The 12323-nt window shown below is 37.9% G+C and carries 10 protein-coding genes and 1 pseudogene; 9 read left to right on the forward strand and 2 right to left on the reverse strand.

Translation table 11 applies throughout. From position 1 onward, the window contains the following. Positions 1–3 precede the first annotated feature (3 nt). On the reverse strand, positions 4–1941 hold the full coding sequence (locus CBG10_RS00905; RefSeq protein WP_094511355.1) for an ABC-F family ATP-binding cassette domain-containing protein: 1938 nt from the start codon (positions 1939–1941) through the stop codon (positions 4–6). Positions 1942–2180: 239 nt separating this feature from the next. Here CBG10_RS00905 and CBG10_RS00910 point away from each other — a divergent pair, with 239 nt between their 5' ends. The 9 genes and pseudogenes from CBG10_RS00910 to CBG10_RS00950 all read left to right on the forward strand — a co-directional run bounded on the left by CBG10_RS00910 (position 2181) and on the right by CBG10_RS00950 (position 11598). Then, positions 2181–2825 (forward strand): redox-sensing transcriptional repressor Rex, encoded by a 645-nt coding sequence (locus tag CBG10_RS00910; RefSeq protein WP_003666366.1) that lies wholly within the window; start codon positions 2181–2183, stop codon positions 2823–2825. A 234-nt stretch (positions 2826–3059) separates the two neighbouring features. After that, positions 3060–3344, forward strand: a complete 285-nt coding sequence (gene groES / locus CBG10_RS00915) for a co-chaperone GroES (protein WP_003666368.1) — start codon at positions 3060–3062, stop codon at positions 3342–3344. 91 nt (positions 3345–3435) lie between these two features. Then, on the forward strand, positions 3436–5064 hold the full coding sequence (gene groL, locus CBG10_RS00920) for a chaperonin GroEL (protein WP_094502023.1): 1629 nt from the start codon (positions 3436–3438) through the stop codon (positions 5062–5064). Positions 5065–5156: 92 nt separating this feature from the next. After that, positions 5157–5645 (forward strand): prolyl-tRNA synthetase associated domain-containing protein, encoded by a 489-nt coding sequence (locus tag CBG10_RS00925; RefSeq protein WP_094511357.1) that lies wholly within the window; start codon positions 5157–5159, stop codon positions 5643–5645. Positions 5646–5726: 81 nt separating this feature from the next. Beyond that, positions 5727–7337, forward strand: a complete 1611-nt coding sequence (locus tag CBG10_RS00930; RefSeq protein ID WP_094511359.1) for an APC family permease — start codon at positions 5727–5729, stop codon at positions 7335–7337. Positions 7338–7421: 84 nt separating this feature from the next. Continuing rightward, a complete protein-coding gene (locus CBG10_RS00935) occupies positions 7422–9260 on the forward strand; it encodes an APC family permease (protein ID WP_003667429.1) in 1839 nt (612 codons plus the stop codon). A 27-nt stretch (positions 9261–9287) separates the two neighbouring features. Beyond that, entirely contained in the window at positions 9288–9548 is a 261-nt protein-coding gene (locus tag CBG10_RS00940) for a hypothetical protein (RefSeq protein ID WP_019251227.1), read from the forward strand. Positions 9549–9808: 260 nt separating this feature from the next. Continuing rightward, positions 9809–10219, forward strand: a complete 411-nt coding sequence (locus tag CBG10_RS00945; RefSeq protein ID WP_094511361.1) for a MarR family winged helix-turn-helix transcriptional regulator — start codon at positions 9809–9811, stop codon at positions 10217–10219. Further along, a pseudogene (locus tag CBG10_RS00950) lies at positions 10219–11598 on the forward strand (MFS transporter). Before CBG10_RS00945 ends, CBG10_RS00950 begins: the two are co-directional and overlap by 1 nt. A 42-nt stretch (positions 11599–11640) precedes the next feature. On the opposite strand, the gene CBG10_RS00955 reads toward CBG10_RS00950, so the two are convergent. Then, positions 11641–12273: a YigZ family protein gene (locus CBG10_RS00955; RefSeq protein ID WP_094511362.1), complete on the reverse strand. Its 633-nt coding sequence runs from the start codon at positions 12271–12273 to the stop codon at positions 11641–11643. Positions 12274–12323: the final 50 nt, after the last annotated feature.

A 12323-nucleotide genomic window follows, 5' to 3' on the forward strand; every position in this document is an offset into this window, starting at 1 on the left:
CTTTTAGTTTTCTTGATCAAATTCTTCCAGTTTTTCTGCTGTTTCTGTCCATGCAAGTTCGACCTCTTCGGATTTAGCTGATAACTCATCAAGTTCTTTTTGGAGATCGGTTAATTTTCCAATATCCGTAGCAATCTCTGGTTGGCTCATTTGTTCTTGAATTGCAGTTTGCTTTTCTTCTAATTCCGCCATCTGTTGTTCTAGTTCATCGACTTGTCGCTGAATTTTTCGGCGAGCACGCTGTTGTTCTTTACTCTGCTGATAAGATTGCTTACCAGCTGGTGCTTTAGCGATCGTGTTGGAATTATGCGAAGTAGCCTTAGGTGAACTTTCTTTTTCCTTAGCAACTAGATAGTCATCATAATTGCCTTCATAATGTTTAATTCCATCATGTTCCATTGCTAGGATATCGGTTGCAACCTGATTAATAAAGTAACGGTCGTGAGAAATAAAGAGAACAGTTCCGCTAAATTCGTTAATTGCGTTTTCAAGCACTTCTCGACTATCGATATCTAAGTGATTAGTGGGTTCATCAAGGATAAGAAAATTAATCGGTTTAAATGAGAGTTTAGTTAACTCTAGTCGTGCTTTTTCACCACCAGATAGGTCATGAACGACTTTATAAACATCATCACCAACGAATAAGAAACTACCTAATAATGAACGAATATCCTTTTCAGGCACTTCTGGATGGTCATCCCATACTTCTTCCAGAACCGTTTTATTTGGGTGCAATTGCTGTTGTTCCTGATCATAGTAACCAATATCGAGGTTAGCACCGAGTTTAATCGATCCGCTAATTAACGGAATTTTATGGAGGATAGATTTTAGTAAAGTTGACTTTCCGATTCCATTTGGCCCGATAATCCCAACACGCTGTGGCTTACGGACATTAAATGAAAGTGGTCCGGCAAGAATCTGTTCATCGTAACCAACTTTTGCCTGCTCCACATCAAGAACTTCATTTCCACTATCTTTTTCAGAATGGAATTGGAAATGAATTGATTTATCATCAGTTTCTGGACGCTCAAGCCGCTCCATTTTTTCTAATTGCTTTCGCCGCGCCTGGGCACGTTTAGTTGTTGAGGCGCGAACAATATTTCGATTAACAAAGTCTTCTAACTTGGCGATCTTTTTTTGTTGTTGGTCATAATGTTTCCACTTTGCTTGTAACCGTTCTTGCTTGTGTTTAACAAATTGCGTGTAGTTACCGGTATAGTGGGTGAGTGTTTTATTATCGAGATCATAAACGTCGCTAACAACACGATCTAAGAAGTAACGATCGTGAGAGACGATAAGCAACGCGCCTTGATAACTTTTAAGGTAATCTTCTAGCCACGAAAGAACGTTCATGTCGAGGTGGTTAGTCGGTTCATCTAGAATCAAAAGTCCAGGTGCTTGCAGAAGAATCTTTGCTAAGGCGAGTTTAGTTTTTTGCCCTCCTGAAAGAGAATTAATTGGTGTGTCATAGCTTTCTTCACCAAAGCCAAACCCATGTAAAATTCCCCGCATACGTGATTCGTATTCAAAACCACCCTGTTTTTTAAAGGTAGTTTGTAAATTATCATATGTTGAAAGAATTTGTTGATAATTACTATCGGTACTGTCGAGATCAGCAAGTTGCTGTTCAAGATCATGAATTTGTGCTTCCATTTTATGGAGAGGAGCAAAAACAGTATCTAACTCAGTCCAAATGCTATTTTGACTATCGAGTCCTTGATCCTGGGCCAAGTAACCAATTGTCAAATCTTTAACCTTCGTAATTGTTCCCTCATCTGGTTCGGTTATTCCAGCGATCATTTTTAACAAGGTCGTTTTACCAGCACCATTACGCCCAACAAGCGCAGTACGGCCATGCTCTTGGATTTGCATGTTCATATTGTGAAATAAAACGTCCGCGCCAAATCGACGCACAACGTCATTTGTCTGTAAAAGTAACATATTGAAACCTCATTTATTTCGTTGATTTAATATGGTTTTATTTTAGCAGATTTTTAATTTTAAATAAAAAGTTGAAAATATTTTTGTATTTTAGTTCACAAAAAGGGGTTTAATTGCTAGAATATACTCAGACTTAAATTTCACAAAGTAAAATTAGTAACATTATCTTTGTCAAAAACTTAGTAATTAGTTGGCAAACTAGGTTGAGAAGGGCTTATTTTAGGAGGAATAAAAGTAGAATGGCTAATAAAAAGATTCCACGCGCGACTGCGAAACGGTTGCCAATATATTTCCGTTATTTAAATGTATTGAAAGACGCAAACAAGCAACGGGTATCATCAACTGAACTTTCGGAGGCTGTGCAAGTTGATTCGGCAACGATTCGGCGTGACTTTTCATATTTTGGTGAATTAGGTAAGCGGGGATACGGTTATGACGTTGAAAGTCTATTAAAGTTTTTTAAGGGAATCTTGCACCAAGACTCATTAGTTAGTGTTGCCTTAGTCGGGGTTGGTAGTTTAGGGAGTGCCTTGTTAAACTTTAATTTCCACCAAGACACCAATTTACGGATTAGTGCAGCATTTGATACTAAGCCAGAATACGCCAATACAGTCAAAAGTGGTATTCCAATTTACCCATCCGAGGATATGGTAAAGCAGTTAAAGGAGCAGCAGATTGATGTTGTTATTCTAACTGTTCCTGGAATCAAGGCACAACATGTTGCAGACCAATTAGTTGAAGCTGGTGTAAAGGGAATTCTTAACTTTACTCCTGTTCGTTTATCTGTGCCTAAAAATGTTCAAGTTCAAAACATTGACTTAACAAACGAACTTCAAACATTAATTTACTTCATTAAAAATTATACTGAAGATTCAATTGAATAAATTAGGAGAGCATTGGTTTAATGAAAACGTTAAACTAATGCTTTTTGTTTACTAAATTATTAGTAAAAGTCATCGATTATATGGATGATCTTTTAAATTTCAAAAAATGGTCAAAAAAAGTCAAAGTGTTTTTGTTGCATTTTAAAGAGAACATGTTATATTTAAACATGTAGTTAGCACTTGAAGAGTTTGAGTGCTAAAAATAAAATTTATTAACAAGATGGAGGGATTAACGTGTTAAAACCATTAGGAGATCGCGTTGTTCTAAAAGCTGAAACTGAAGAAGAAAAGACAGTTGGTGGAATTGTCCTTGCTTCTAATGTGAAGGAAAAGCCAACTACTGGAAAGGTTATTGCCGTTGGAGAAGGTCGTACTTTAGAAAACGGACAAAAGCTTGCTCCAGCTGTTAAGGAAGGCGATCGCGTATTATTCGATAAGTACGCAGGCAACGAAGTAGAATATAACGGTGAAAAGTTCTTAGTTGTTCATGCTAAAGACTTAGTAGCAATCGTTGAATAGTTAAATAAGCGAATTAAGAGCAGGAGACAGAAAGAATAAAATTCCTTCACCGTCTCTTTTAAATAATAAATTTAATTTTGAGGTGACATAAATGGCAAAAGAAATTAAGTTTTCTGAAGATGCACGGAGCGCTATGCTCAGTGGTGTTGATAAATTAGCTGATACTGTTAAGACAACGATGGGTCCAAAGGGACGGAATGTTGTTTTGGAACAAAGCTATGGCACACCAACTATTACTAATGATGGTGTAACTATTGCTAAGAGCATTGAACTTGAAAACCAATTTGAAAATATGGGTGCAAAGTTAGTAGCCGAAGTTGCTTCAAAGACTAACGATATTGCCGGTGACGGTACTACAACTGCTACTGTTTTAACTCAAGCAATTGTTAATGCTGGTATGAAGAACGTTACTTCTGGTGCAAACCCAGTTGGTATTCGTCGTGGTATTGATAAGGCTACTGAAGTTGCTGTTGAAGCTTTGAAGAAGATGTCACATGATGTAAAGACAAAGGATGATATCGAACAAATTGCTTCTATTTCAGCTGCAAATCCAGAAGTTGGTAAGTTAATTGCTGATGCAATGGAAAAGGTTGGTCATGATGGTGTAATTACTATCGAAGATTCTCGTGGTGTTGACACTAGTGTTGACGTTGTTGAAGGAATGAGCTTTGATCGTGGTTACATGTCACAATACATGGTAACTGATAACGACAAGATGGAAGCAGATCTTGATAACCCATATATTTTGATTACTGACAAGAAGATTAGTAATATCCAAGACATTTTGCCATTACTTCAATCAGTTGTTCAAGAAGGCCGTGCTCTCTTGATCATTGCTGATGACATTACTGGTGAAGCATTACCAACTCTTGTATTAAACAAGATTCGTGGTACCTTTAATGTTGTTGCTGTTAAGGCTCCAGGCTTCGGTGACCGTCGTAAGGCTCAACTTCAAGATATTGCTGTTTTGACTGGCGGAACTGTTATTTCTGACGACCTTGGGATGAGTCTTAAGGACGCTACTGTTGATCAATTAGGTCAAGCTAACAAGGTTACAGTTACAAAAGATACTACTACTATCGTTGATGGTGCTGGTTCAAAGGAAGCTATCCAAGAACGTGTTGACCAAATTAAGCAAGAAATTGCTAAGTCAACTTCTGACTTCGACAAGGAAAAGCTTCAAGAACGTCTTGCAAAGCTTTCAGGTGGGGTTGCCGTTGTTAAGGTTGGTGCCGCAACTGAAACTGAATTGAAGGAAAAGAAGTACCGGATTGAAGACGCCTTGAATGCTACTCGTGCTGCTGTTCAAGAAGGATTTGTTCCTGGTGGTGGAACTGCTTTGATTAACGTAATTCCTGCTCTTGACAAGATTAATGCTGATGGTGATGAATTAACTGGTATCAACATTGTTAAGGCTGCCCTTGAAGCACCAGTTCGTCAAATTGCTGAAAACGCTGGTGTTGAAGGCTCTGTTATTGTTAATGAATTAAAGAATGAAAGAGAAGGCATTGGTTACAACGCTGCAGATGGCAAGTTTGAAGATATGATCAAGGCTGGTATTGTTGACCCAACAATGGTTACCCGGTCTGCTCTTCAAAACGCTGCTTCTGTATCAGCATTGCTTCTTACTACTGAAGCAGTTGTTGCTGATAAGCCAGATCCAAATGCTAATAACCAAGCTCCTGCTGCTCCACAAGGCGGCATGGGCGGTATGATGTAATACCATTTGACTAAAATTTAATTTTGTGGGCAGAAAAGATTCTAATGTTTGGTTTTCAAATGTTAGGATCTTTTTTTATTGGAGGAAAATCAATGACGAAAAATGCGGCCAGTGTCTATGAATATTTAAATGCCAAAAAAATAAACTATCAAATTGTTACGCATCCCCCAGTTTACACAGCGGAACAAGCAGACAAGTATGTTCAAAAATATCAATTTGCCCGCACTAAAAACCTTTTTCTAAAAAATAGAGCTGGCTATTATTTAGTTACAATTTTAGAAAATAAGCGTCTCAATATGAAAAAAATGAAAGAGAATCTATCGACTAGTCGGTTTTTATTTGCCCGTCTAGAAGAATTAGCTATGAAATTAGGAATAACAAGTGGGGCTGTTTCACCTTTTAACTTGTTTAATGATAAACAACATCAGGTTACCTTTATTATTGATGCTGATATCTTTAAGAACGAGGATTTAATAGGTTGTCACCCAAATGATAATACGGCCACTGTGATTTTAGGAATAGAAGATTTGCTTCAAATAATAAAGCAGAATGGTAATCCAGTTAAGGCGGTTCAACTATAAAGTTAATCTAAAAATCTTAAATTGTGGTAAAGTAAATTAGTATTAATTTTTAACCAAACTATAACTGAAAGGAACTAAGAAATGGAAAAAATGAAGTTCCAGAAGATAACGCTATTTTCTGGTGTAATGCTTGCCTTAAATTCCTTAATTGGTTCAGGATGGTTGTTTGGTGCCGGAACTGCTGCAAAGGTTGCGGGACCAGCTGCTATTTTGTCGTGGATCTTAGGAGCAATAATCATTATTAGCATTGCCCTTACTTATGTTGAATTAGGGGCGATGTTTCCAGAAAGTGGAGGAATGAGTCGTTATGCTCAGTATAGCCACGGTCCGTTTTTAGGCTTTATTGCTGCATGGGCAAATTGGATTTCATTAATCACTTTAGTCCCAATGGAAGCCGTGGCCTCAGTTCAATATATGAGTTCGTGGCCGTGGGCATGGGCAAACTGGACCCACCACTTTATGAAAAATGGTAATATTACAACTCCTGGATTGTTGATTGTATTTGCCTTTATGCTGGTTTTTACTTTGATCAATTTCTGGTCGGTAAAATTGATGACTCGCTTTACTAATTTAATATCAATTTTTAAGATTTTATTACCCACATTAACAATTGTGATGCTTATTGCGGCGGGTTTTCATCCTAGCAATTTTGGTCATAGCGTAACTACTTTTATGCCATATGGTAGCCGTTCAATCTTTGAAGCAGCTGCTATTTCTGGAATTATTATGTCTTATGATGCCTTTCAAACGGTAATCAACATGGGAGGAGAAATGATTAATCCTCATAAAAATATCGTGCGAGGCGTATTGATTTCAATGATTATTACTGCTGTGATCTATGTCATGTTACAAGTTGCTTTTATTGGAGCAATTGATCCGAATTTATTAGCGCAAAAAGGATGGCATGGGATTAACTATACGTCTCCATTTGCTGATATTGCGATCCTGCTGGGGATGAATTGGCTTGCAATTTTACTATATATGGATGCTTTTGTTTCACCATTTGGGACAGGGGTTGCGTTCGTGGCGACTGCCTCACGAGCATTGGCAGCAATGACTCATACCGGACATTTGCCCCAATGGTTGGGACGGTTAGAACGGCGCTACATGATTCCGCGGTTTGCAATGGTTGTGGATCTGATTTTAGCAGTGGTAATGGTTAGTCTCTTTAGAAATTGGAGTTTGTTAGCCACTGTAATTACTGGTTCAACTTTAATTGCTTATCTTACTGGGCCGGTTACTGTAATGTCGCTTCGTAAAATGGATGCTAATCTAAAGCGGCCGTTTCATCCACATTTTATGTCCTGGTTAGCGCCATTTGCATTTGTCTTGACGAGTCTTTCAATTTATTGGACAATGTGGCCAACAACTGTTCAGGTAATTGGGGTTATCTTATTAGGCTTACCGATCTATCTTTATTATGAGGTTAAGTATCGTCACGCATCAGGGCTACGTGACTTACGCAATAGTTATTGGATGTTGGCTTATCTTGTTTTTATCTCAATAGTTTCTTACATTGGGAGTGAAGGATTTGGCGGCAAGGACTGGTTGAAGTACCCATGGGATTTTGTTGTTATTATCATCTGCTCGTTAGGATTTTACCGGTGGGCTGTAGCTAGCCGGATGAAAAAAATTGATTCTACGGCAGAAAAGGTTAATGCCAAGGTAAAGATGCCAGAAAAAGATCAATAGATATATTTGTAGGTTGCAAAATTAAAGAATAAATTGTAGTATTGTCACCTACTTAAAAAGTGTAAAAATCAAAGGAGAAATAGTATGTGGCGCTATTTGAAACGTGTTTTAATCGGGAAACCGTTAAAAACCCTTGATGAAGGGCAAACACACTTAACTAAATTTAAAGCATTAGCCATGCTTTCTTCTGACGCAATATCGTCAGTAGCATATGGACCAGAGCAAATTACAACTGTTCTGGTAACTTTATCTGCAGCAGCAATCTGGTATTCAATTCCGATTGCGGCAGTTGTGTTGGTTCTTTTGTTAGCTATCACGTTATCATACCAACAAATCATTCATGCCTATCCTAGTGGTGGTGGTGCTTATGTCGTTGCCACACGGAATTGGGGGAGTAATGGAGGATTATTTGCTGGAGGATCATTACTAGTTGACTACATGTTAACGGTGGCCGTTTCAACGACATCTGGAGTTGAAGCGATTACTTCGGCAGTTCCTGCTTTATATAAATTTTCAATTCCAATTGGGATCGTTATCGTCCTTTTAATCATGTTTATGAATTTACGGGGAATGAGTGAAAGTGCAAACTTCCTCACAATTCCGGTATATTTCTTTGTTATTATGATGATTGTGATGGTAGTATGGGGTGGTTATAATATTGCCACTGGTCATATTCATTACCGGGCAATTGTCGATTATGGAACACCGGTATCGGGAATGTCATTTGTTTTGCTTATTCGGGCATTCTCGGCTGGTTCATCATCCTTAACTGGGGTGGAAGCCGTAAGTAATGCTGTTCCTAACTTTAATAAGCCTAAAGAAAAGAATGCATCAACTACCCTGGCAATTATGAGTGCTATTTTAGCGTTCTTCTTTATTGCCGTTATCTTCTTTAGCTTTTATCTGGGGGTAGTTCCTAATTCACGGACAACAATTCTCTCCCAAATGGCCGCGCAAATCTTTGGTGGGCATGGGTTAGGTTTTTACCTCTTGCAACTTTCAACTGCAATGATTTTAGCAGTTGCTGCTAATACTGGTTTCTCAGCCTTTCCAATTCTTGCCTTTAATATGGCTAAAGATAAATATATGCCACACGCATTCATGGATCGTGGTGATCGGTTAGGCTACTCTAACGGAATTATTTCCTTAGCGATTGGAGCAATTATTTTGATCTTGATCTTCCATGGTCAGACTAATATGTTAATTCCGCTTTATGCAGTAGGGGTATTTGTTCCATTTACTTTATCGCAATCTGGGATGATTATTCACTGGTTTAGAGAACGGGAAGGTTTCTGGTTAGGGAAAGCCTTTATTAACCTAGTAGGAGCCTTGATTTCATTTGTTCTTGTTATTTGTTTGTTCTGGCAACACTTTGCAAATGTTTGGCCATACTTAATTATCATGCCGCTGCTTTTATGGATGTTCCATTCGATTCACCGGCACTACGTAAAAGTAGCCGCTCAGTTGCGGGTTGCTGAAAAAACAAAAGTCCAATTACATGATTACGATGGCGCAACAGTGATCGTTTTAGTTGGTAATGTAACACGGGTAACTCGTGGTGCAATTAATTACGCTCGGTCGATTGGTGATTATGTTATTGCCATGCATGTTTCATTTGATGAAAATCCAGGCAAAGAGCATAAAACAGCAAATGAATTTAAAGCTGAATATCCAGATGTTCGTTTCGTTGATATTCACTCTTCGTACCGTTCGATCGCTAAACCAACATTACGTTTCGTTGATGTAATTGCCAAGCGGGCGGAAGCAAGAAATTATTCGACAACTGTTCTTGTTCCTCAATTTATTCCTAAACATCCATGGCAATTGGCCTTGCATAATCAGACTAGTGTTCGTTTACGGGCGTTATTGAATTCCCGCGAGAACATTATTGTTGCTAGTTATAACTACCATCTTCAAGAATAGTTTATTTAGAGAGAAAGTATTGATTTAATGAATAAAAAGCAACTATTATGGGGACTTTTGTTTGCAGTTGGCCTTTTCATGGCGGCAAGTTATACCATTGATAATCGTGGCTTTCATTCTGGAATATACGGTATCATTGGTTGTGCTTTAATCTTAATTGCGTATGCAGGAATGAATTGGGAAAAACTGCAATCAAAAGATCAGCATACGGGAAAAATTTTATTGCTTTTAAGCAGTATTTTAGGGATTATCATTGTCCTTGATATTGCTGAAATAATTTTAAGATAATTAAATAAAGCTTATTGAGGGAGCAAGACAGAAGTCACTTGTGACTTCGTTTTTCGACGCGAAGCTAGCCTCTGGGAGCCCCCGCAAGCAACAATAGGCCTCCAATGTTCTTTGTCGGACGTTGGAGGCCATTGTTGTACTGCGTATTTGCTTTTTATGAAAGCAACTTAACTTATGTCTCAGTCTCTTTTTATATTGACTAATAAGCTAAATCATATTCTCCTTTTTGTTAGTCGGCTAACGAAAAGGAGAGATGAAAATTGCTAATAGGTCGTCTAGTAAAACAAGCTAATAATGCGATGAATCAAGAAATGAATGCATTTGCGCAGCAGCATGGATTGACAGGGACGCAAATGTCGATTATTAATTTTTTAACGCATTTCCCGGGAAATAGTTGTGATCAACACCAGATTAAAAATAAATTTGGAATAAAGAGATCACCTACTACTGTATTGCTTCAACGAATGGCAAAGAAAAATTTGATTGAACGTTATCCGTCACCAGAAGATCGTCGTCAAAAAATCGTTACGCTTACTGCAGAAGGGCAAAAATTATCCTCAGATGTAAGTGCGTATATTACACAATACGAAGAGAAATTAAAAGCAGATTTTAGTGAACAGGACATTTCGAAAATAAAACGATTCTTATCAACGATGATAGAGGAGAAATAATGAGTATGAATACTGAAAAAATTCCAGCAAAAGTTGTTGCAGCAATTGTGACAACTGGATTGATGTCATTTTGTGGCGTGATAGTTGAAACTTCAATGAATGTAACTTTTCCGATCCTAATGCGTGAATTTTCAATTACTACTAATCAGGTTCAGTGGATGACTTCCATTTATTTACTTTTAGTCGCAATTATTGTTCCTCTATAGGCAATTTTGAAAAGCTACTACCGAACAAGGTTTTACGGTTGCAAACTTGCTTTTTATTGGTGGGATAATGATCGATGCGCTGGCGCCGTCGTTTGGGTTGCTTTTAGTTGAGCGGGTAATTCAGGGGATTGGAACTGGGATTGCATTACCATTGATGTTTAATATTATTATGGAGCAAGTTCCAACAAGCAAAATTGGTTTTATGATGGGAATTGGTAATCTTATTACTGGAGTTGCTCCAGCGATCGGTCCTACTTTCGGTGGAATCGTTGCCAGTAAGCTTAATTGGCGGTGGGTATTTTATTCATTAATTCCGCTGTTAATTATTTCATTTGTGCTTGGTGAATGGGGAATTACCCAAAAATCACCGATTAAAAAACAACAGATTGATATCTTTAGTATGTTAATGATTGTCTTCATGTTCTGTGGTTTTGTAACAGGGTTTAGTAACCTGGGAAGTCAAGCCTTTATGACCTTTTCAGTTGGTGGCGCATTGTTAATTGGGATCTTAGGAATGGGCCTTTTTGCTTGGCGTTCATTAACCCTAAAAGAACCAATTTTACAATTACGATTATTTAGAAATAAAAAATTTCTGGGCATGTTCTTGGCTTCTTTTTAACCCAACTTATTTCATTAGGTTTTGCATTTCTTTTACCAAACTATATTCAATTGGTAAATGGTAATAGTGCAATGACAGCTGGCTTGATTGTCCTCCCAGCTGGTTTTGTTGGAGCGATATTTGCACCATTAGGAGGACGAATTTTAGATAAGTTTGGCGCTCGTAAGCCTATTTTGATTGGTACTTCGTTGTGTTTACTTGCGCTTGTTGCTTTTACGATTTCTGGACGACATTTAACAAATATATTTATTGCGCTAGTTTATATTCTCTATATGGGTGGAATGGGGATGTGCATGGGCTGCGTAATGACAAGTGCACTAACTGTTATTGGTAAAGAAAAGCAATCACAAGGAAATGCAATTCTTAATACCCTTCAGCAATTTGCCGGGGCAATTGGTACTTCATTGGTAGCGATGATTGTAGCTGCTAATCAATCACACTTAAATGTTGTTCGTCGGGTCTCAACAGCAATTGGTACTCAAGAAGCCTTTGGTATGTTAACGGTTTTTTGTATTATAATTTGGATAAGTTACTATCGAAGTGTGAAAAAATAAAATATTAAAAAATTCAGGCTAGAAGATTCTAACCTGAATTTTTTAATATGGAATTTCGTTAAAGTGCTGATCGCCTTCAGTTATTTGAAGCTGGTCGTTAAAACGATTAATGAGCTTCTCCTTAACATCTTCTAAGTCCGTTTCGTTTACGTAAATACTTGTTTCAACATTAACCCCGTACTCCTCACCGGCCACCTCAAGATTGTTCTCCTTGAGGTAGTAAAGAAGGGGATCGTGAAGAGCATAGGTAACAGTGATTTTTAGAATTGCTTGCTTGATCCGTTGGACGAGACCAGCTTGGTGGATTGCTTCAGTAGTTGTATTGTTATATGCCCGGATGAGACCACCTGCGCCTAGCTTAATCCCGCCGAAATAACGGGTAACCACTGCTACGACATTATGGATCTTTGCAAGTTTAAGTGATTCAAGGATCGGAATTCCCGCTGTTCCACTTGGCTCGCCATTATCGCTTTCTCGTTGAATTTGGTCATTGTCACCAATCATATATGCGAAGCAATTATGAGTAGCTTTTTTGTTAGCTGCTTGGATGCTGGTGATAAATTGTTGAGCTTCTTCTTCTGAGGAGACACGAGCAATGGAGCAAATAAACCGTGATTTTTTAATTGTTTGCTCATAAGTGGTATTTTTAGCAATTGTTAAATATGGTTCTGTCATTTTTAAACTTCCTTCGTGCTATTTTGATTAATTTACGTATATATAAAGTA

It is taken from the genome of Limosilactobacillus reuteri (assembly GCF_002254085.1).
GTDB classification, from domain to species: Bacteria; Bacillota; Bacilli; order Lactobacillales; family Lactobacillaceae; genus Limosilactobacillus; species Limosilactobacillus reuteri_K.

Coding starts and splice junctions, on each gene's coding strand:
- CBG10_RS00905 (WP_094511355.1), bottom strand. CDS start 1,941: ATGTTACTTTTACAGACAAATGACGTTGTGCGTCGATTTGGCGCGGAC.
- CBG10_RS00910 (WP_003666366.1), top strand. CDS start 2,181: ATGGCTAATAAAAAGATTCCACGCGCGACTGCGAAACGGTTGCCAATA.
- groL (WP_094502023.1), top strand. CDS start 3,436: ATGGCAAAAGAAATTAAGTTTTCTGAAGATGCACGGAGCGCTATGCTC.
- CBG10_RS00925 (WP_094511357.1), top strand. CDS start 5,157: ATGACGAAAAATGCGGCCAGTGTCTATGAATATTTAAATGCCAAAAAA.
- CBG10_RS00930 (WP_094511359.1), top strand. CDS start 5,727: ATGGAAAAAATGAAGTTCCAGAAGATAACGCTATTTTCTGGTGTAATG.
- CBG10_RS00935 (WP_003667429.1), top strand. CDS start 7,422: ATGTGGCGCTATTTGAAACGTGTTTTAATCGGGAAACCGTTAAAAACC.
- CBG10_RS00940 (WP_019251227.1), top strand. CDS start 9,288: ATGAATAAAAAGCAACTATTATGGGGACTTTTGTTTGCAGTTGGCCTT.
- CBG10_RS00955 (WP_094511362.1), bottom strand. CDS start 12,273: ATGACAGAACCATATTTAACAATTGCTAAAAATACCACTTATGAGCAA.